At 57.5% G+C, this 21,935-nt stretch carries 13 protein-coding genes; 8 read left to right on the top strand and 5 right to left on the bottom strand.

What is annotated here, in order from left to right; genetic code table 11:
• Window positions 1-144: 144 nt before the first annotated feature.
• Together J5M66_RS24890 and J5M66_RS24885 are read right to left on the bottom strand one after the other, a co-directional pair.
• Window positions 145-861, bottom strand: coding sequence for an HNH endonuclease signature motif containing protein (locus J5M66_RS24890; protein WP_122612058.1), 717 nt, complete (start codon window positions 859-861; stop codon window positions 145-147).
• Window positions 862-977: 116 nt separating this feature from the next.
• Entirely contained in the window at window positions 978-1,511 is a 534-nt protein-coding gene (locus J5M66_RS24885; RefSeq protein WP_122612059.1) for a Bro-N domain-containing protein, read from the bottom strand.
• A gap of 587 nt (window positions 1,512-2,098) precedes the next feature.
• Here J5M66_RS24885 and J5M66_RS24880 point away from each other — a divergent pair.
• A complete protein-coding gene (locus J5M66_RS24880; RefSeq protein ID WP_122612060.1) occupies window positions 2,099-3,595 on the top strand; it encodes a reverse transcriptase domain-containing protein in 1,497 nt (498 codons plus the stop codon).
• A 55-nt stretch (window positions 3,596-3,650) separates the two neighbouring features.
• Here the strand turns inward: J5M66_RS24880 and J5M66_RS24875 are convergent, their stop codons facing one another.
• Together J5M66_RS24875 and J5M66_RS24870 are read right to left on the bottom strand one after the other, a co-directional pair.
• Complete coding sequence (locus J5M66_RS24875) at window positions 3,651-4,901, bottom strand: ribonucleotide-diphosphate reductase subunit beta (RefSeq protein WP_016773579.1); 1,251 nt, start codon at window positions 4,899-4,901, stop codon at window positions 3,651-3,653.
• A 550-nt stretch (window positions 4,902-5,451) separates the two neighbouring features.
• On the bottom strand, window positions 5,452-5,712 hold the full coding sequence (locus J5M66_RS24870; protein ID WP_024014021.1) for a DUF2790 domain-containing protein: 261 nt from the start codon (window positions 5,710-5,712) through the stop codon (window positions 5,452-5,454).
• Between the two features lie 409 nt (window positions 5,713-6,121).
• Between J5M66_RS24870 and acs the strand changes: the two genes are divergently transcribed.
• From acs to argR, 7 genes are all read left to right on the top strand, one after another.
• Window positions 6,122-8,077, top strand: coding sequence for an acetate--CoA ligase (gene acs / locus J5M66_RS24865; RefSeq protein ID WP_016773581.1), 1,956 nt, complete (start codon window positions 6,122-6,124; stop codon window positions 8,075-8,077).
• 652 nt (window positions 8,078-8,729) lie between these two features.
• Window positions 8,730-9,503 (top strand): ABC transporter substrate-binding protein, encoded by a 774-nt coding sequence (locus tag J5M66_RS24860; protein ID WP_024014020.1) that lies wholly within the window; start codon window positions 8,730-8,732, stop codon window positions 9,501-9,503.
• 91 nt (window positions 9,504-9,594) lie between these two features.
• Complete coding sequence (locus J5M66_RS24855) at window positions 9,595-10,284, top strand: ABC transporter permease (RefSeq protein ID WP_016773583.1); 690 nt, start codon at window positions 9,595-9,597, stop codon at window positions 10,282-10,284.
• Window positions 10,281-10,979 (top strand): ABC transporter permease, encoded by a 699-nt coding sequence (locus tag J5M66_RS24850; RefSeq protein WP_122507650.1) that lies wholly within the window; start codon window positions 10,281-10,283, stop codon window positions 10,977-10,979. The genes J5M66_RS24855 and J5M66_RS24850 overlap by 4 nt, the downstream gene beginning before the upstream one ends.
• 1 nt (window position 10,980) lies before the next feature.
• Window positions 10,981-12,093 carry a succinylglutamate desuccinylase/aspartoacylase family protein gene (locus tag J5M66_RS24845; RefSeq protein ID WP_207807938.1) on the top strand — a complete coding sequence of 371 codons (1,113 nt, stop codon included), beginning with the start codon at window positions 10,981-10,983 and terminating at the stop codon, window positions 12,091-12,093.
• A gap of 27 nt (window positions 12,094-12,120) precedes the next feature.
• Entirely contained in the window at window positions 12,121-12,885 is a 765-nt protein-coding gene (locus J5M66_RS24840; protein ID WP_007912705.1) for an ATP-binding cassette domain-containing protein, read from the top strand.
• Between the two features lie 250 nt (window positions 12,886-13,135).
• Complete coding sequence (argR, locus tag J5M66_RS24835; RefSeq protein WP_207807939.1) at window positions 13,136-14,116, top strand: GlxA family transcriptional regulator; 981 nt, start codon at window positions 13,136-13,138, stop codon at window positions 14,114-14,116.
• Window positions 14,117-14,129: 13 nt separating this feature from the next.
• Here the strand turns inward: argR and J5M66_RS24830 are convergent, their stop codons facing one another.
• Complete coding sequence (locus J5M66_RS24830) at window positions 14,130-21,893, bottom strand: DUF6543 domain-containing protein (RefSeq protein WP_207807940.1); 7,764 nt, start codon at window positions 21,891-21,893, stop codon at window positions 14,130-14,132.
• Between the last annotated feature and the right edge of the window lie 42 nt (window positions 21,894-21,935).

Raw genomic sequence — 21,935 nt, 5'->3', positions numbered from 1 at the left:
GCGGGAGGCGGCGCGGGTTGCACTGATTGTTTTCAGGATGATGCGGAATCTGTGGGAGGCAGCCTGCTGGCGAATTGGAGGTATCAACTCAATACCGAATCCAGACACCCACTCAGCAGCAAAAACTCTCCAAGTCACAGAGTTTTATTTTTCTGGAATCAGCCTTTTTACCCTTTGATAAAGCGAAGCTGTAAACGCCACGCGATCATTCGAATGGTGACAACGACGATGGCAATTCGGACAAAGTGCTACAGCGTTCGAGACCTGATCCGAACCCTTATCTGCAAGTGGTTTGACATGATGGACTTCTAGAAACGGCAGATCATGCATTTGAAACGGAGCCGGGTCGCCACAGCCTTCGCAATGCCCCTCAGCTTCATTTCGAACCCAGGCTCTAACCTCGGGATCGCGAACGTAAACCGTGCGAGTACTCGACGCTTTCTTTGGTTTCTTTATGCCTTTCGGCGGCTCTTTTATGTGCTTCTTCTGAATTGCAGCAGCGCGACGCTCTAGTGTTTCTTCGTCGGCTGTCGGAATAGCAGGGTCTCCCGGCTGGAAGCCGCGACTTGTGAGAGCTGTTCGAATTAACTGCTCAACATTCGAACCAACGTTTTTTGCGGGTTTGTAACCCTTAATGGGTTTCCGATCCATCGTCATCAGGACTTTGGAAATGTTCTGCATTCGGAATTCGACAGAACCTTTTGTACGAGTCGACAAGGCTGATGCGCGTAGTTCGCGATTCTCATGTGCCTTGTTGAATTTGTGACCCGCTAGCTCTAAATCAAGCATTCTGAGATAGGTGTCAACCGCTGCCTCAATCTCAGCAACAGTCCAGTCAGTGTCTTTTTTCTTGTCGCTCATAAAATCGCCGAGGGTTGAAAACCCTCGGACGATACTGAGTGGCCATTACTACTGTCTACGAAAATTCCTACAAAAAATAGCGACGGATCTCGCATGTGATCCTACAAACGCATCGCTCACCCCATCGAATGCTTCGACGGCTGAAACGCCTGAGCGAGCCTTCGCCACCAAGGTTTCGTCGCTATCGCTTTTCGTGGTGTCTGATCGCTCAACAGATAAGGCATGTCCCGCAGCCGAATCCAACCTTCATCCTGCCAATGCAACAAACTCAACGACATCTCCGGCCAATCCAACAAACTCAGCATCGGTCGATCTGAATGTCCCGAGTGCTCTGCATCGCGCAGGGCTGGCACAACGTGATGAGTCAGCCACTCACGCAACAACCGATTCCCGGGCACGTAGTGATACACCAATAGAGCGTACACACCGGATTCGCTGAGCATCAGTTGCTTTTCGGGTTGCCGAAAATACTCGATCCACAAAACGCGACGCTGATCCTTGTCCAGTTTGTTGACCATGCGTTCGCTCAGATGGACACCCATCAAACGGCCGAGATCGCGGGCGCAGAACCATGGTTGGTTTTCAAGGAGGAGAGCGTGGAGAGAGAGGTTGTGGCGGGTGAATAGTGCGGGGGTGTGGGCCTCAGACATGGTAAGCCTCCAGAACTGGAAGCTTGCAGACGGCGGCGCGGTAGAAGCCAATTACCTTTGTACCGAAGGAGACATTTTTAGGCATATCCTTTACCTCTGTGTGATGTCAGCTTTCTTAAGGCTGGGTGCCGGGAGCTAAGAAACCCCACACAGAGGGCCGGACATATTCCCCTTTCGGGTCTTGTATTCGCCCACTCCCGGCATAACAGAGTTTTTTGATGCGCACGGGGAAACCGTAGGCACAAAAAAGCCGCTACTGTCGGGTGCGGACGATCCGCTGTGTGTGGTGTTTCTTAGGCACCAACTGAGAGGTTAGATTTTTTTTACCTCTATCGTCAATAAACTATTTATCACGTGCATTTGAGGCATCCCGTAATCAGAAAGTAGTATCGACGAGGAGATTTTGCGGTGCTACTATTCGGCCACTTTCCAAGGGAGAGAACGGAACCGCCAGATAGGGCCTAGCCCTTATGGCCGCAGAGTTTATCCACAGCTCTGTGGAAGAGGTTGGATAATTATTTTTACTAGGTCGGCTCCGTGGAAAACCCAGGCGAAAGCTTGGGTTTTTTGTTATGGGATAGGTGAAAATGGACTTAGAACTAAGAATTAAAGAAGCTATAAAGCTCGAAGCGAAAAAGTTAATTGATCGCTATCAGCAATATCACAATACTCTTCATTTAGAACATTCTCGAAAGAAGAGTCGTCTGAAAGACACTCCCCCAAAAAACGTTAAAGTGCCTGAGGCTTGGAGGGAAGGCAATCTTCATAATCCATTTTATGTTCGCAGGAAAGCGTCAAGTATAGCGAAGTCGATTGCGAAGAAAATACGTGAAAATACTTACGAGCCTAATTCTCCATTTACGCAGGAAATAGACAAGAGTGGTGGTGGGAAGCGGAAGATTTCTGTTTACCAGGTTCCTGATGCCGCGATGTCGAGACTTTTTTACTCGGGACTTCTACAGAAAAATAAGCATCGATTTAGCTCCTATTCATATGCGTACAGAGACGACCGCAACGTCCATTTTGCAATTCAGGATATCGCTGTTGATTTGAACTCCTTGTCAAGAGTATTTGTGGCGGAATTTGATTTTTCTGATTTTTTTGGATCAATTAATCATGAGTATTTGCTCGAGCAACTTAAGTGCAACGGGTTTATGGTCAGTGCAGATGACCTCCAAGTAATTAAGGCATTCCTGCGTTCGCATGGGGGAGTGGGGATCCCACAAGGAACGTCAATTTCGTTATTCCTTGCAAATTTAGTGTGTTGGGCGCTGGACAAAAAGCTAGAGCGCTGCGGCGTGAAGTTTGCGCGTTATGCTGATGATACGATCGTTTGGTCCCAGGATTATGCGAAAATTTGCGAAGCGTTCGAGTGTTTTGACGAATTCTCTAGAGTCGCAAATATTAAAATTAATACTGCTAAGTCCGCAGGAATAAATCTTTTGAAAAGAAAAGGTTTGCCCGCGGAGATGTCATCTAAGGAAAAAATTGATTTTCTCGGTTATTCATTGTCGCTTGGAAGTGTTTCTATAAAAGAAAGTTCTGTCGCTAAGCTTAAGGCTCAAATTGCCTATATATTGTCAAAGCACTTGCTGCAGCCACTCAAAGCGCGACCGCTCAGGGCGTTAATAATACCGGCGAACAATCGAGATAAGGCGTTGCTCAGTGCGATGGCTGAAATTCGAAGATATTTATATGGAGGGTTAACTTCAGAGCAGATTCTAAATTATCTTAATGGTCGTACCAGGCGTATTTATTTTAAGGGGTTGATGAGTTATTATCCGCTTGTTTCGGACGTTGATCAGTTAAAAATGCTTGATGGTTGGCTGCTTTCAGCAGTGCACCGGGCAGTAAGAGCTAGAAGTAAGCTTTTGTCGAGTCACGGCTTTAATCGTAGTCATTCTTTTCCTTTTAATGTTTCTAGGAGTACGTTGCTCATGAAATACAGGAGTCAGAGGGCATATGGTAGGGCTACTTATGATGTTCCTAGTCTATCATTGCTTCATCGCGCCCTTACTCAGGCTTTGAGGGAAACAGGGATAGAGAAAGTTATGAATATAAGGTCTTTGAATTATATGTATTAGATTTTTGGTGGGCATAAAAAATCCGCCTTCCGGCGGATTTTTTTAGTCTATTACATCAATCCCAGCTCAACGCCCCACCAGTCTGATACTCAATAACCCGAGTCTCAAAGAAATTCTTCTCTTTCTTCAAATCCATAATCTCGCTCATCCAGGGGAACGGGTTAGTCGTCCCTGGGTACTCTTCCTTCAAACCAATCTGGCTCAAACGACGGTTAGCGATGAACTTCAGATAATCCTCCATCATCGCCGCGTTCATGCCCAGTACGCCGCGAGGCATGGTGTCGCGTGCGTATTCGATCTCCAGCTGGGTACCCTGCAGAATCATCTGGGTCGCTTCTTCCTTCATCTCAGCATCCCACAAATGCGGGTTTTCGATTTTGATCTGGTTGATCACGTCGATGCCGAAGTTCAGGTGCATGGATTCGTCGCGCAGGATGTATTGGAACTGCTCGGCGACGCCGGTCATTTTGTTGCGGCGGCCCATGGAGAGGATTTGGGTGAAGCCGCAGTAGAAGAAGATGCCTTCCAGAACGCAGTAGTAGGCGATCAGGTTGCGCAGCAACTCTTTGTCGGTTTCCGGGGTGCCGGTTTCGAACTTCGGATCGGAGATCGAGCGGGTGTACTTCAGGCCCCAGGCTGCTTTCTTCGCGACCGATGGGATCTCGTGATACATGTTGAAGATTTCGCCTTCATCCATGGCCAGCGATTCGATGCAGTACTGGTAGGCGTGGGTGTGGATCGCTTCTTCGAAAGCCTGGCGCAGGATGTACTGGCGGCATTCCGGGTTGGTGATCAGGCGGTACACGGCCAGGACCAGGTTGTTGGCAACCAGGGAGTCGGCGGTGGAGAAGAAGCCGAGGTTGCGCATGACGATGCGGCGCTCGTCGTCGGTTAGGCCTTCCGGGTTTTTCCAGAGGGCGATGTCGGCGGTCATGTTGACTTCTTGCGGCATCCAGTGGTTTGCGCAACCGTCCAGATACTTCTGCCAGGCCCAGTCGTACTTGAAAGGTACGAGTTGGTTGAGGTCGGCGCGGCAGTTGATCATGCGCTTTTCGTCAACGGCGACACGGGCGGAGGCGCCTTCGAGTTCGGCGAGGCCTTCGGCGACGTCGAGAGAGTTCAGTGCAGCCTTGGCGCGGGCCACGGCGGCCGAGTCGTCGGCGGTGACGGCGCGGGCTTCCAGCGCTGCGGCGCCGCCGGCGTTGTCGAGGCGGTCCATGTTGGCTTCGCTTGCGTGGCCGGCGTTGGCGCCTTTCACGGTTGCGACTTCACTGTCTTCTTTATCGAATTCGTCCCAGCTCAGCATGACGTGTCGTCTCCTGCGTGAGGGCTTGTGCCCGTGTGAAACCTGATGGGTTGGTTTTTCACACGGCCAAACAAGCCGCGTTGGATGTCGTTTTTTGCAGCGATGCACGCAGGCAAATAAACAGAAATTTTGACGGGTTCCGAGAGCCTCTGATGGTCGCAATCAGCGTCTGGCACTGTTGCGGGGCTTCAGAATGGCTTTTGCTCCCTGTAAGGGAATATTGCTGACCCGTATAGGGCGGCATTATAGGGAAATTTTTACCGGCGTGGTGCGGCGAATCGGCTCATGGCGAGGCCGAGGAGGGGGTGGATTTCGATCCGACCGAGGGATTACAGGGCTTTGCGCGGAGTCGACCCCGGCAGATTTTTTTTCGTTAATTTTTTGGCAGGTGTTTTTTTGTTTAAAAAATAGCCAGAAAAGTGGGTTTTTCACTATATCTAGTGTTTTGCAAGCGTTTTTCACGGCTCCAGACACAACTGAGCCCGACCGAAGTCGGGCTGGAATCGACCCTCAATGTAGCGCTGAACGATCCGATTCGGTGCAGTCTGATTCAGTTCGTGCAGCCGTTGCCCATGATGCTGTAGCGCAGGATGTGGCGTTGGCCTTTGGAGTCGTCGTATTCCATTTTTGCCGGTACTACTTCGCAGACATTCGGAACGTCGCTCATCGATACAACTTTGGCGATGTCCAGATGCGTGGAGTAAGTGTATTCCTCGATGACCGGTTGTTGCTGTGCGACATCAGTCGGGACCTCATCTGCCATGGCGGTTGCGCACAGACTGCTGAGGGCCAGAACCAATAAAGCTTTCATTTCTAATTCACCTTTTTGAGGTCGAGTGGGGTCACGCAACCTTTTTAGGGTTGCGTGTGGAGCTTGAGTATTTGATGCGTTACTTGGAGAGCTGGATTAACGGCCTTCGTGGGGGCTGTAACGTTGTTAATCGCGGTTGCCTTGTTGGCGAGGTGAATTTTAGGGCGGTGGGGCCGGGGTAAACAGAGCGGGTTTTGATAAACACTTTTGGCATATTTGGTAACAATCCCTCGCGCGGCCGCTGTAGGAGCTGTCGAGTGCAACGAGGCTGCGATCTTTTGATCTTGCTTTGAAGATCAAAAGATCGCAGCCTTCGGCAGCTCCTACAACCATCGTCGAATGGTTCTATGGGGCCCACCCGGCTACAACGGGGTCATACAAAAACAACTATTACACCGAGGTAGGAAAGATGAGTGCGGCTTCTCTGTATCCCGTTCGTCCCGAGGTTCTGGCAAACACGCTGACTGACGAGGCGACCTACAAAGCCATGTACCAGCAGTCGGTGGTCAACCCTGACGGCTTCTGGCGCGAGCAAGCCAAGCGTCTGGACTGGATCAAGCCTTTCACCACGGTGAAGCAGACGTCGTTCGATGATCACCATGTCGACATCAAGTGGTTTGCCGACGGCACCCTGAACGTTTCCTACAACTGCCTCGACCGCCATCTGGCCGAGCGCGGCGACCAAGTCGCGATCATCTGGGAAGGCGACGATCCTTCCGAAAGCCGCAACATCACCTACCGCGAACTGCACGAGCAAGTGTGCAAACTGGCCAACGCCCTGCGCGGTCAGGACGTGCACCGTGGCGACGTGGTGACCATTTACATGCCGATGATTCCCGAAGCCGTGGTCGCCATGCTGGCCTGCACCCGGATCGGCGCGATTCACTCGGTGGTGTTCGGCGGTTTCTCGCCGGAAGCCCTGGCCGGTCGCATCATCGATTGCCGTTCGAAAGTGGTGATCACCGCTGACGAGGGTATTCGCGCCGGCAAGAAGATTTCCCTCAAGGCCAACGTCGACGACGCGCTGACCAACCCGGAAACCAGCAGCATCCAGAAAGTCATCGTGTGCAAGCGTACCGGTGGCGACATCAAGTGGAACCAGCATCGCGACATATGGTACGAAGACCTGATGAAGGTCGCGGGCACCGTTTGCGCGCCGAAAGAGATGGGCGCCGAAGAAGCATTGTTCATCCTTTATACCTCCGGCTCCACCGGCAAGCCGAAGGGCGTGCAGCACACCACCGGCGGTTATCTGCTGTATGCGGCGATGACCCACGAACGCGTGTTCGACTACCGTCCAGGCGAAATCTACTGGTGCACCGCCGACGTCGGCTGGGTTACCGGCCACAGTTACATCGTCTACGGCCCGCTGGCCAACGGCGCGACCACCGTGCTGTTCGAAGGTGTGCCGAACTACCCGGACATCACCCGGGTGGCGAAGATCATCGACAAGCACAAGGTCAACATCCTCTACACCGCGCCGACCGCGATCCGCGCGATGATGGCCTCGGGTCAGGCGGCGGTTGAAGGCGCCGATGGCAGCAGCCTGCGCCTGCTCGGTTCGGTCGGTGAGCCGATCAACCCGGAAGCCTGGGACTGGTACTACAAGAATGTCGGCAAGTCGCGTTGCCCGATCGTCGATACCTGGTGGCAGACCGAAACCGGCGGCAACATGATGAGCCCGCTGCCGGGTGCCCACGCGCTGAAGCCGGGTTCGGCGGCGCGTCCGTTCTTCGGTGTGGTGCCGGCGCTGGTCGACAACCTCGGCAACATCATCGAGGGCGAGGCCGAGGGCAATCTGGTGATTCTCGATTCGTGGCCAGGCCAGGCGCGTACGCTGTACGGCGATCACGATCGTTTCGTCGATACCTACTTCAAGACCTTCCGTGGCATGTACTTCACCGGTGACGGCGCGCGTCGCGATGCCGATGGTTACTACTGGATCACCGGGCGCGTGGACGACGTGCTCAACGTGTCCGGGCACCGCATGGGCACCGCCGAGATCGAGAGCGCGATGGTCGCGCATCCGAAGGTGGCCGAAGCTGCGGTGGTGGGCGTGCCGCATGACATCAAGGGGCAGGGCATCTATGTCTATGTGACCTTGAAGAACGGCGAGGAGCCGACCGAGCAGTTGCGTCTGGAGCTGAAGAACTGGGTGCGCAAGGAGATCGGCCCGATCGCTTCGCCGGACGTGATCCAGTGGGCGCCGGGGCTGCCGAAGACCCGTTCGGGCAAGATCATGCGCCGCATCCTGCGCAAGATCGCCACGGCGGAATACGATGGGCTGGGCGATATCTCGACCCTGGCGGATCCGGGTGTGGTGCAGCATTTGATTGATACGCACAAGACCATGAATGTTGCTTAAGTAGCGGTTTGATGTGCTGAAAAGCCCTGTTCGGTTTTCGCCGGACAGGGCTTTTTTGTGTCTGCAGGTTTTGTGCGGGTAGGATTTGGCCTCATCGCTGGCAAGCCAGCTCCCACAGGTTTTTGATCGTTCCCACGCGGAGCGTGGGAACGATCAGCGACTCAACCAATAATTATCGATCTGCACCGTCAGACCTTTCCCGCTGTTACCCGCCACAACCCAATGTGTAACCGCCCGCGCCAAACCGGGGCGAAGGGAAACGCGGTGCGCCGTTTTAGAGCCTCCAAAGCCCCGCTGAAAAATAAGACATAACGCTGCGCTTGCCGGATTAGAAGGGTTTGCGAATAATGGGCCCGCAACTTGCAATATGTATCGGTTCACTGTCTTTCGCTCTTGCATGAAATTGCAGGGCTGTCAATGAGCTCAAACCGCTTTCTCGGTGCATCTGTAATTAGTTGTCGCATTGAAGAAATATCGGCTTCGGGCCTGTCGTTAGAATGCCGATCACTCGCTCATCGTGGCTGACGTTGAAATCGCCTGCGGTTTCAACGGGAAATTTCCGCCGATGCGCAACCGATTTCCGATTCACCCATTCGCATATTGGGCTGTCGCTCACTCTGCCGTTTTTGCCCTTTACCGATGGAGTCCCAAGATGAAGAAACTTGTGCTGCTTGGCGCCCTGGCACTGTCCGTGCTGTCGCTGAATGCCGTCGCTGACGAAAAACCTGTGAAGATCGGCATCGAAGCGGCTTACCCTCCATTCGCTTCGAAAGCACCGGACGGCAGCATCGTCGGTTTCGACTACGACATCGGCAACGCGCTTTGCGAAGAAATGAAGGTCAAGTGCGTGTGGGTCGAGCAAGAGTTCGACGGTCTGATCCCGGCTCTCAAAGTGCGCAAGATCGACGCCATCCTGTCGTCGATGTCGATCACCGAAGATCGCAAGAAGTCGGTCGACTTCACCAACAAGTACTACAACACCCCGGCGCGTCTGGTCATGAAGGCCGGTACTCAGGTCAGCGAAGGTCTGGCTGAGCTGAAAGGCAAGAACATCGGCGTACAGCGTGGCTCGATCCACGAGCGTTTCGCCCGCGAAGTTCTGGCTCCATTGGGCGCCGAGATCAAGCCGTACGGCTCGCAGAACGAAATCTACCTCGACGTGGCTGCCGGTCGCCTCGACGGTACCGTGGCTGACGCCACCCTGCTGGACGATGGTTTCCTGAAAACCGACGCCGGCAAAGGCTTCGCATTCGTTGGCCCGGCCTTCACCGACGTCAAATACTTCGGCGACGGCGTAGGTATCGCAGTGCGCAAGGGCGACGCCCTGAAAGACAAGATCAACACTGCCATCGCGGCCATCCGCGAAAACGGCAAATACAAAGCAATCCAGGACAAGTACTTCGCCTTCGACATCTACGGCAAGTAAGACGTCTCTGCGACAAGTCCGAAATGGCGCAAGCAACAGAATCTCTGCGGTTTGCGCCATTTTTTCATCCCAACTTTCGAGGACCTGAATCATGTTGAAAGGCTACGGGGCTGTCATCCTCGATGGCGCATGGCTGACGCTTCAGCTCGCCTTGTCGTCCATGGCTCTGGCCATCGTTCTCGGGCTGATCGGTGTCGCGTTGCGCCTGTCACCGGTGCGCTGGCTGGCGTGGCTGGGCGACCTGTATTCGACAGTGATCCGCGGCATTCCCGATCTGGTGCTGATCCTGCTGATCTTCTACGGCGGTCAGGACTTGCTCAACCGCGTCGCGCCGATGCTCGGCTATGACGACTACATCGACCTGAACCCGCTGGCCGCCGGTATCGGTACCCTCGGTTTCATCTTCGGTGCGTACCTCTCGGAGACCTTCCGTGGTGCGTTCATGGCGATCCCCAAAGGCCAGGCCGAAGCGGGCATGGCGTACGGCATGAGCAGTTTTCAGGTGTTCTTCCGGGTGATGGTGCCGCAGATGATTCGTCTGGCGATTCCCGGCTTCACCAACAACTGGCTGGTACTGACCAAGGCCACCGCGCTGATTTCCGTGGTCGGTCTGCAAGACATGATGTTCAAGGCCAAGCAGGCGGCGGATGCCACGCGCGAGCCTTTCACCTTCTTCCTCGCAGTGGCGGCGATGTATCTGGTGATCACCAGTGTCTCGTTGCTGGCATTGCGTCACCTTGAGAAGCGCTACTCGGTAGGCGTAAGGGCGGCTGATCTATGATCTTCGACTACAACGTCATCTGGGAGGCACTGCCGCTGTACTTCGGCGGCCTGCTGACCACCCTCAAACTGCTCGCGCTGTCGCTGTTCTTCGGTTTGCTCGCGGCGTTGCCGCTGGGGCTGATGCGCGTCTCGAAAAACCCGTTCGTCAACGGCGCCGCGTGGCTGTACACCTACGTGATTCGCGGCACGCCGATGCTGGTGCAGCTGTTCCTGATCTACTACGGTCTGGCCCAGTTCGAAGCAGTACGCGAAAGCTTCCTGTGGCCGTGGCTGTCCAGTGCAACGTTCTGCGCCTGCCTGGCTTTTGCCGTGAACACCAGCGCCTACACCGCGGAAATCATCGCCGGCAGCCTGAAAGCCACGCCGAACGGTGAGATCGAAGCGGCCAAGGCCATGGGCATGTCGCGCTTCAAACTGTACAAGCGCATTCTGCTGCCGTCGGCCCTGCGTCGCGCGCTGCCGCAGTACAGCAATGAAGTGATCATGATGCTGCAGACCACCAGTCTGGCGTCGATCGTGACCCTGATCGACATCACTGGCGCGGCACGTACCGTCAATGCGCAGTTCTATCTGCCGTTCGAGGCGTACATCACCGCTGGCGTGTTCTACCTGTGCCTGACCTTCATTCTGGTCAAGCTGTTCAAGCTGGCCGAGCGTCGCTGGTTGAGCTACCTCGCGCCACGGAAGCACTGATATGCAACGCATCGACCACGTATTGCCGTGGAGCCACCTGGGCAGCGAGCGCAAGGTTTCGGTTTTCCGTTTCGGCAGCGGCGAGCGCAAGGCCTACATCCAGGCCAGCCTGCACGCCGATGAACTGCCGGGCATGCGCACCGCCTGGGAGCTGAAAAAGCGCCTCGGCGAACTCGAAGCCCAAGGCTTGCTCAACGGCGTGATCGAGCTGGTGCCGGTGGCCAATCCGATCGGTCTCGGGCAATTGCTGCAAGGCAATTTCCAGGGCCGTTTCGAGGCGGGCAGCGGCAAGAATTTCAACCGTGATTTCGTCGAGCTCAGCGCGCCGGTGGCGGCGGCACTGGGCGACAAGCTCGGTGATGATCCGCACGCCAATGTGCGCCTGATCCGCCAGGCAATGGCCGACCACTTGGCCGGATTGCCTGAAGCGGGCAGCCAGTTGCAGGGCATGCAGCGTGTGCTGCTCAGCCACGCCTGCACCGCCGATGTGGTGCTGGATCTGCACTGCGATGCCGAAGCCGCGCTGCACATGTACGCGCTGCCGCAGCACTGGCCGCAGTGGCGTTCGCTGTCGGCGCACCTGAACGTCAAGGTTGGTTTGCTCGCGGAAGATTCCGGCGGCAGCTCGTTTGACGAAGCCTGCTCGTTGCCTTGGCTGCGCCTGTCGCGGCAGTTCCCCGAGGCGCAGATTCCGCTGGCGTGTCTGGCGACGACGATCGAGCTGGGCGGACAGGCCGACACCGGCCGCGTCGAAGCCGAGGCTTATGCCGAAGGCATTCTGGCGTTCCTTGCCGAGCAAGGCCTGATCACCGGCGAGTGGCCGGACCCGGCCTTCGAACCGTGCGAAGGCATGCCGTTCGAAGGCACCGAATTGTTGTTCGCGCCGCACCCCGGTGTGGTGAGTTTTTCCCGCAGGCCCGGCGAATGGGTCGAGGCGGGCGATGAGATTTTTCAAGTGATCGACCCTGTGTCCGATCGGGTCAGCACGGTATGTGCTGGTACGTCCGGGGTGCTGTTTGCCATTGAACGGCTGCGCTATGCCCAACCCGGTTTCTGGCTGGCCAAGGTGGCGGGGCGCGAAGCGCTGCGTCACGGGCGCTTGCTCAACGACTGACTGACTGTTTTTGTGAGAACCGACCGCATGTACAAACTTGAAGTCCAAGACCTGCATAAACGCTATGGCAGTCACGAAGTGCTCAAGGGCGTGTCCCTGAAAGCCGCCGCCGGCGATGTGATCAGCATCATCGGCTCCAGTGGCTCCGGCAAAAGTACTTTCCTGCGTTGCATCAACCTGCTCGAGCAGCCGCACGCCGGCAAGATCCTGCTCAACAACGAAGAGCTGAAACTGGTGGCGAACAAGGACGGCGCGCTGAAAGCCGCTGATCCGAAGCAGCTGCAACGCATGCGTTCGCGCCTGTCGATGGTGTTCCAGCATTTCAACCTGTGGTCGCACATGACCGCGATTGAAAACATCATGGAAGCACCGGTGCACGTGCTCGGCGTACCCAAGTACGAAGCGCGGGAAAAAGCCGAGTACTACCTGAACAAGGTTGGCGTGGCCCATCGCAAAGACGCGTTCCCGGGGCACATGTCCGGCGGCGAGCAGCAGCGCGTGGCGATCGCCCGGGCGCTGGCGATGGAACCGGAAGTGATGCTGTTCGACGAACCGACCTCGGCCCTCGATCCTGAACTGGTCGGCGACGTGCTGAAAGTCATGCAGGCGCTGGCGCAGGAAGGCCGCACCATGGTCGTGGTGACCCACGAAATGGGCTTCGCCCGTGAAGTGTCGAACCAGTTGGTGTTCCTGCACAAAGGCGTCGTCGAAGAAAGCGGCAACCCGCGCGAAGTGCTGGTCAACCCGCAGTCGGAACGCTTGCAGCAGTTCCTGTCGGGCAGCCTGAAATAAATCAGGGCTGCCGTTGTGCACCAGATTAGGTCATGCTTCGCGATCTTCTGGCTGGCTCAGATCCCCTGTGGGAGCGAGCCTGCTCGCGAAAGCGGTAGAACAGCCAGCAATTATGTTGACTGGTACACCGCCTTCGCGAGCAGGCTCGCTCCCACATTCTGATCTTCACCGGTTTCAGGATTTGTGTTCATTTCCGGGCTAGCATTGGCCCATGCCTTCATCACCGTTGTTCGTTTCGGATTGCCCGCCCATGACTGCCCATCGAATTGGTTTCCTGATTTGGCCCAGCACTAAAGCGTTGACGCTGGCGCTGGCGGAGGAGGCCTTGCGTGTTGCGCAGCGGGTGCACCCGGACGTGGTTTACGAACTGTCGTTCTTGCAGGCCGAGCCGCAGAGCGAAGGTGCCTGGCAATTGCCAGGCGAACCCTGGGCCGGCAAGCTCGAGAATTTCCAGAAACTGTTCCTGCTCGCCGACGAGCCGCCGACCAACCTGGCGCCGGCGCTGAGCAGTGCGCTCAAGCAACTGGTGCGTGCCGGTTGCGTGATCGGTGGTCTGTCGGCCGGTGTCTATCCGCTGGCCCAGCTCGGTTTGCTCGACGGTTATCGCGCCGCCGTGCACTGGCGCTGGCAGGACGATTTCGCTGAGCGCTTCCCGAAAGTCATCGCCACCAGCCATCTGTTCGACTGGGACCGCGACCGCCTGACCGCCTGCGGTGGCATGTCGGTGCTCGACCTGTTGCTGGCGGTGCTGGCCCGCGATCACGGTGCGGAACTGGCCGGTGCGGTGTCGGAAGAACTGGTCGTTGAGCGCATCCGCGAGGGCGGTGAGCGTCAGCGCATCCCGTTGCAGAATCGCCTCGGCTCCAGCCATCCGAAGCTCACCCAGGCGGTGTTGCTGATGGAAGCCAACATCGAAGAGCCGCTGACCACCGACGAAATCGCCCAGCATGTGTGCGTATCCCGTCGGCAACTGGAGCGGATCTTCAAGCAATACCTCAACCGCGTGCCGAGCCAGTACTACCTGGAACTGCGCCTGAACAAGGCCCGGCAGATGTTGATGCAGACCAGCAAGTCGATCATCCAGATCGGCCTGTCGTGTGGCTTCTCCTCGGGGCCGCACTTCTCCAGCGCCTATCGCAATTTCTTCGGTGCCACGCCGCGGGAAGATCGCAACCAGCGACGCAGCAGCAGCCCGTTCGAATTGTCGTCAGTGCCGCCGGAGCGTGGCTGAGCGCGGGCCGAGTTCAATCGGTGTCGATGCTGCTGGAAAAATCATGGAAGTCCTCAAACGACTGATACACGGTGTCGTTGCTCGCCTGTCGCTCCGCCAGGCGCAGTTGATACGCCGCCTCATAACGCTGCAGGCGCTGCTGGCTTTCTGCGGTCAGCGGGTTGTCGCCGAAGGCATATTCGGTCAGCACCTCGCCGGGCTGTAAAGGAAACCCGACCGGCAACTCGGTAATCGCGTTCCCGGACAAGTCCGCGTACATCAATCGAGGCAGTTCGAACAGTCCATCAGGCACCTTGCTCAAGGCGCAATTGCCCAGACGCACATCGGTCATCTGCGGGAAATGACTCAGATCCGGAGCCATGTTGAGCGGATTGTCGCTCAGGTCCACGGATCTCAGGTTTCTCAGCATTCTGAAGGCTTCTGCGGTCTGCGCAGTCAGCGTGATTTCACAGCCAGGCAGATACAGGCTGTGCAATCTGTCCATTCCGAAGATTCTGGGGGGAACCTCGCGCAACGGATATTTGCGGATGGTGATGCTTTTGAGTTTGGGAAAAAGCGCCAACAATTGATCGACCCTGGGCGGCGCGGACGCTCCGCTTGTCAGTCGCAACTCTTCGATATGGTCGAAGCTTGCGGCCAGCGCCGGCAGCTCGCCGGTGAACGAAATGTCGCAGGTAACTCTTGGGTCCATGATGAACGTGGGCGCCCGGCGCAGGTCGGTTTCCAGATCTCGCCTGAAATGTTGGCGATTGCGTGTTTCCCTGGCTGCCGCGTCGTTCGCCAGTGGCATTTGCGTGTCAGGATCGTTGGGGATCTCGTTTGCCCAGCTATCCAGGCGTTCGAGCAGGCTGGTGAGGCCGGTTTTGCGGCGCATCAGCTCAAGACGTCCATCGGCCAGCGTACCCGCCAGCTTGTAGACCAGATCGTTGGCATCGAAGCCGGACAGCGACGGGTAAAGGCTTTGCGCCAGATCGATGTCGTCCTGTTGGACCCAGACACCGAAATTGTCGGCTTTGGCCTGGAAAGCGGCTTTGACACGTTCTCTGGAAGCAACCGACAACGGGTTGGCACCCAGTTCCATGCCGCGACCGGAATAACGCGTCAGCTCGGTCGGCACTTCGATGATGTTGTTGTCGCTCAGCAATGCAACTTCCAGCTGCGGCAGCTGTTCCAGCCCGGCAGGAACGCTATCGATTCCGGTGCTGGTCAGATCGATGAACGTCAGGTTCTGCAGTGCCGACACATCCGGCGAGACCTGCAGCGGATTGCTGTACAAGTCCAGAGATTTCAAGCGGGTCAGCGTGGACAAGGCCGCTTGTCCGGCAGGATCCAGTGTGATCTGGCACTTGCTCAGCATCAACGTTTCCAGCGACGGCAGGCTTTGCAGCGCTTGCGGCATCTGGCCCAGGGAAAAATCCTGCAGTTCCAGGCCCTGCAATCCGCTGAAGCTGGTGAGAAAACCGTCGGAAACCTTCAGTGCCGGATTGCCCTGCAGACTGAGATGGGAGATGTGACTGAAGTCGGCAGCCAATTGCGGTAACTCACCGGTAAATGCCGCATTGGCATTGAAGGTGTTGAACCGTAGTGCTGAATTGTCGGTGCGCCTGCCGCGCCACAGTTGTTCGAGGCTTTCGCTGAATTTTTGTCTCTCGGCGAGTTCTGCGGCTTTTTCCTGCGCAGTCCATGGCCGTTCTGTCGATGGATTGTTGACTGGCAGACGCTCACGCCATGCGTTGAGATCGCCAATCATGCGGGCGATTTCGCCCTCCCACCTGATCAGTTGCGCCGTGCCGGTCTGTAATGTCCCGGGCAGGCGATAAATCATGTTGATCGCAGCGTTTTCCCCAAGTCGCGGGAACAGTCTCTGCGCCATGGCAATGTCAGCCGATGGCGGCTTGATCCGGAAGTTGCGCCCGTGTGCTGCGTAGTAGAACTTGACGCGTTCGCGGGCATTTATCGACAGAGGGTTGTCGTTCAGATAGATGCCGTCGGCCTTATCGGGCTTCAGGCTGAAGATAGCGTCCGGCAGCTCGGTAATCTGGTTGTTGGCAAGCGAGAGCTCTCGCAGCAGCGGATGCTCGGCGATGCCCTTCGGCACGCTGGTCAGATCGGTATGGCCAAGTAAAAAGTTGGTGACCTTGGGCAGGGTGGTCAGATCGGGCGCGTTTGACAGTGGGTTGTGGCTCAGATCGAGCAGCCGCAACTCGGGCAGGGTGCCGAGTAGTTGCTGCCCGGCAGGTGACAGTGTCAGCGCGCAGTCATTCAGTTTGAGCTCTTTGAGATACTGCAGGCGGCCGACGAATGAGGGTATGTCATAGAGCGTGAAGGCTTTCAATTTCAGCGTCTGAAGATTCGGGAACAAGGCAGCGAACGGCTCCAGTCCGGCGGTCGTCACGTTGCCGGTGAGCTTGAGGCTGGTCACGTGATCGAAGTTGACACTCAGGCGCGGCATTTCGCCGAGAAACTTCAGGTCTGCCGCAAACAATGCGCTGCGCTTGCCGCTTCCCATCGATCTTTCGCTCCAGAAATCCTCCAGCAATAGCTTGAAGTCCGAGCGTGCGGATCGTTGCGCCAGATGCTCGCTTACGCTCAAGGCCTGGCCTGTGACCGGGTGCGCGGACGGAATTGCCGAGGCCCAGCGGGTCAGGTCATCGCGCATCTGTTGCTGCTCCGCTTTCCAGCGAAGGAGCTGTTTGCGGCTGTCGCCCAGATTGCCGGGCAAGTCGTAGATCATCTCGCTGGCCTCCTGCTTGTTCAAACCGGGAAACAGTTGCCGGGCGAGGCTGACATCCGGCTCGGGCGCCAGGACGTCAAAGTCGTTTCGATGGATGCGGAAGTAGTTTTTGATCTGATCGCGCGTTGCTGCCGATAGCGGATTGTCGGCAAGGTCAATGCCGTCACTGCGCTCGGCGGGGAGGTCGAACAGCGCCTCCGGCAATTGCGTGATGCGGTTGCCCGAGAGGGCTGCGATTCGTAACCCCGGATGGCTGCTCAGTCCTTCGGGAACGTCGGTCAACCCGCAGTTGGACAGGTCGAGATGGAACAATTCCGGCAACAGGTTCAGGTCGGGGAACGTTCCCAGCGGATTGTTGCTCAGGTCCAGCGTGTCCAGAGCGGTGAGTGACAGCAGCGCAGCCTGGTTTTCCGGGGTCATGACCACGCCACAATTCTTCAGCTCCAGATCGGTCAGCCGAGGCAGTTTTGCTTCGCCAAGCGCCAGCGGTTCCAGTTCGAAGCCGCTCATTTTCAGCTTGGCAAGGTTGGGCAAGCACTCCACGAAGCGCAGGGCGGCGGTGACATTGGCGTTGCCAACGAGGTTCAACCGGGTAACGCGCTCCAGACCGGTGCTGAGTATCGGCATATCGCCACTGAAGGCCGCCGTTGCCCTGAGTTCTTCAAGGCGCGGGTACGTGGGCGGGCTGCGCCAGAATTGTTCGATCTGTTGCGCAAAGTCTCGCCTGGCATCCAGTTCGCGGGTCTGCGTCTCGAGCGGCAGACGTTCTCCCGATTCGGCGGCAGTCACGGCGGCCTGGTTGATCCATTGGCTGAGTTCGAGATTCACAACGCCGAGCTCATTTTCCCAGCGTGACAACTGTGCTCCGCACTCGGCCAATGGCCCGGGCAATCGGTACAAAACCCGTGTCGCGCCTTCGGTGTCAAGGGAAGGGAACAAGGCGATGGTGCGCTGCAGATCCTCCTGCACAGGCCGGACCCCGAAGTGCTTGCCGGTGTGCTCGTAAAACACTTTGACCCGTTCGCGAGAGGCCGCGGTCAACGGGTTGTCTGCAAAGGTGTAACCGTCGCTGAGGGAGCTGGCCAGGTTGAAGAACTTTTCCGGTATCCGCGTGATGCGGTTGCGATCGAATTGCGCCGAGATCAATCGCGGATGATCCAGCAGATCGTCGGGCACCGTATGAATGCCGGTGTCCGACAGATTGACGTAGCGCAACGAAGGCATCGCGTGCAGGTCCGGCGGCAAGCCCAGCGCATTGCCTTGCAGATCGAGCAGGGTAAGTTGGGGCAAGGAAGCCAGCACCGACTCTGTGACCGTTGTCAGGCTCACTCGGCAATCGCGTAAACGCAGTTCGCGCAGCGAGGGCATTGAAGTCAGTGCTTGCGGCAGGCTGGGCAGATTGAGGTTGCGCGCATCAATATTCTGCAACTGACTGAAGGACTGCAGAAAGCTGTCGACAGATGTGGTCATCGGGCTGCCATCAATGGCGAGCGAAGTGATATGGCTGAAGTCCGCTGACAACACCGGCAAGTCGCCCATCACCGCCGGTGTAAGGCGCAAAGCGTATCCGGCGGCGAAGCCCTGTTGATTGATACCCGTGACGTGCTCCCGCCTCCAGGCTTTGAGCAATTGCTCCCTGAGCAGCCTGCGATTCTGGAGTTCGGCGCGCTTCTCCAGCGGCGTCAGCGCCGTGCCGGTTTCCGGGTGTACGGCGGGCGGATTGTTGGCCCAGACATGCAGCTCGTTCTGCAATTGCAAGTAGTCATTTTGCAAGCGAAGCATCTCTGCGCGCGGGCCTGCGGGACTCCTGCGCATACTTTCGGCGAGAAAGCGCATCTCATGGTTCGACATGCGTGGATAGAGCACGCGGATGTCTTCTTCGAGGGTGTGCGGCTGGTAAGCGGGGCGTGGCGGACGCGGAGCATGGGCGTAACCGTCGGTACCGAGCAGGCGCAGGGTGTCGACAGCCGGCGCTCGGGACGGCGTATCGGCAATCACCTGACGCCACTCGTGGCGCTCGAGCGTACCTTCACGAATGGCCGCCTTCAGCGCCTGACTCTGACCGATGCGCAGGTCCAGGCTCTGGCGCTCGCTGTCGGGCAATGCGTACAACAGGCTGGAATAGAAATCAGTGAATGAGTGCAGCTGCTGCCCACGATCGTCATAAGGTTGATATTGGCCATCGTCGCGGCGAACCAGCACCTTGTGTGCAGGCGCATCGTCACGGCCGATGGTGTCCAGTAATGTGCCCCCGTAGCGCCCATCACGGATTTCGATGCGCACATCACCACTCCAGCCCGGCAGCAGTTTGAGGCTGTGCAGCGCCAGAGAGTCAGAGTCGGGGTTGCTCACCGAGGCCAGCTCAAGGCCCTCATATGCGCGGGCAACGCGCACCTCGTCACTGGCCATCTGCATGAGCGTCTGTTGGCGCGGGGGCAACTGTCCTTCGCTGATTTGCAACAGTTCGCTGCCGGTCGCGGTATCGAGCAGTTCGCGGGTAATGCTGGCCGGCAATTGCGGAGGGTGGGTCTTGAGTCGTGCCGCCAGCGGGTCGTCGAGGTGCTGGAGGGCTTGATAACGCGACTCGAACAGCGCGCTTGTGTTGCGTCTGGCGAGGTCCGCCACTTGCTTGCGCAGGTTCTGGCTGCGGACCTCGATGGACGGCGTCGGTCCGGCGAAGGGCTCGTCCAGCAAGGCTTTGATCTGCGTCTCGTCGAGGGTTTGGAGCAGGGTTTTGAGCACGTCGCCACCGATCAGTTCGCCCTGGCGCAGTTCGGTCACGGGCAGGGTTGTGTCGGCAGACGATTGCCACAGTTGCTCGCCTTGGCGATCGAGCAGACGCAGGCATTTGTCGCTTGGCCAGCGACCGTATTCGCTGAGCACCTGCAGCTGCATGGTCGGGTCGGCGCGCGAAAAAACTTCAGCGTCATCGCTGTCGAACTGGTCGATGAAACGTTGCAACTGCTGATCAAGCTTGAAGCGCTGAATGCTGTCGGCCAGCAGCGGCGGGACCTTTTCCTGCTCGACATGCATTTTGCGCAACGCGTCTTCGCTGGTTCCGCTGATCTGCAGGACGGTTTCGCGCTCGCTCGCGGACAAGCTTTCGACCGCAGGGCCGATACGGCGCAGCGCGGTTGCGCCATCCCATTCCAGCGGTTGCTCCAGTTCAGTGTGCCAGGCGCCTTCGCCGTTGTGGCGCAGCACCGGCTGGTATGCGTCGGGGCGACTCGGATGTTCGATGCGGTACTGCCCCGGCACCTGACTTTCCCTGACTGCAAAATGTGCGTCCTCCAGGGGCAGCAGGCGCTTGTCTTCATGGGTATGCAGACCCAGCGCATCGGGTTGCGAATCGGCAGTCGGGCGCTGCGGATGTTTGTAGCGTTCGAGATCCGGTTGCCAATAGCGGGTGTCACCATTGGCCAGTTGTACCGGTTTGAAGCGGTCGATGAACGCCACGATTTCCTTGGGCAATACCTTGCGAAACTCGGCCGCGCCAATCGCACCGCCGACGGCGAACATGCCCAACTGGATCATCGATTCCACGGTCCCCATCAAGTGTTCGACCGCTTCGGTCGTGCGTCCCTGCGCCCACTCGACAATGCCTTCGAATACTTCATCGAGCATCTGATAGGCCATGTACGCCATCATCGCTTCACCGAGCACCGGCACGAAGGGCGCGACGATCATCGCGGCGGTCTGGGCGATGGAAGAGAGGATGTTGACCAGCGAATCCCAGAATGCCCAGCGCGCCCTTTGATCAACCAGGGCAGTCGGTACGGCAATGGTTCGGGCGTCATTGAAAATCTTGTTCAGCTTTGCCTGGTACAGGTGTTGCCAGACATCGTCGTAAAACGGCGTTAGCGCAGTCTGCAGATCGGGCCGCTCCACCGGGGCTTCGCGCCACGCCGGCAGCGGGTCGCCGGGTTCGTGCGGATGCCAGCGGATTTCACTCAGCCGGCTGTTGAGAGTGCTGAAGAAGAAACCGCGCTGGTCGTGGTTGACGAAGCGGCTGAAGAATTGCTGATAGTCCCTGGAGCGCAACTGGCGCGTCAGTTCCACGACCATTTCCAATGGCGAGGCGTACTCCTTGAACGGATGTTCGGGGTCATCCGGGACGTAGGCAACGACGCGCGCGGCATTGCGCGTCATGTACAGGTCCGGGGCGAATACCACGATGCCGGTCAGCGGTGCGCAAAGCATCGTCATGTCATGACACAGCAGCGGGGCGCCATGCACATGCAGGCCTTTCACGCCGTCGAGCATGGCCTCGATCGTGCGTAACGCGTTTTCCGAGACATCGCGGTTCATCCGCGCCCATTGCAGGGCAGACTTCATCGCGGCCTTCTGGCTGGCGTCGATTTTGCCGCGCAAGACCGAAGCGACCATCGGATCGGAATAGCCCAGATTGTCTTCCAGACTGGCTTTGTATTGGGCGCCGATATCCAGTCGACGGCACAGTTTGGTGAAAGCGGAAATGCTCAGTTTCGCCTTGATCTCGGGCAGGGTTTCAAACTGCCCTGTGGCCGAGGGGGCGCTGGTGAATGTCGACTCGGCTTCGAAGGCGTTGTCTTCGGTTTCCCTGTCTTCGAAGTTATGCAGCGCAGCCTCGAGCAGTGACACGGACCAGGCGCGGGCGCCGGTGCGGATCGGAAACCACGGGGTGGTGGCGGGAATGTACAGGCGCACGTAGGTGTTTCTGACATCCAGTTCCAGATCGAAGCAGCTTTTCAGCTCGGCCTTGAGCAGGGGCTCGGCGAAGGCCGCAGCGTCCTGCAAGTGCTCCAGGCTTTTATCGACCCGGCTCTGGGCGCTGATATGCGCCGCCCCAAGGCTTTTCATCAGCGCGTGCTGTTCGGCTGGCGCGTTCTTGAGCGCGGCCGGCTGTTGCGGGAGGCTGCTTTTCAGTGCTTCTCGCCGAGTGGCTGAAGTGTCGCCCAGCCAGGCGGGAATCGCGTTTTTCAGTGGTTGATAATGCTCGTCCGCATGGTGCGCGTCAGTTGCGTCATCCGGGATTGCCGATGGGGGTGCTTCAGACAAATGCATGGCCATTCCTTGGCGTTGGGAGGAACCCTCAGCAAATCAGCA

The sequence above is a fragment of the Pseudomonas sp. 67(2021) genome, assembly GCF_017491835.1.
In the GTDB taxonomy this organism is placed as follows: Bacteria; Pseudomonadota; Gammaproteobacteria; order Pseudomonadales; family Pseudomonadaceae; genus Aquipseudomonas; species Aquipseudomonas atacamensis.
Note: the sequence above shows the minus strand (reverse complement) of the source record. Positions and strands in the feature narration are given on the sequence as shown.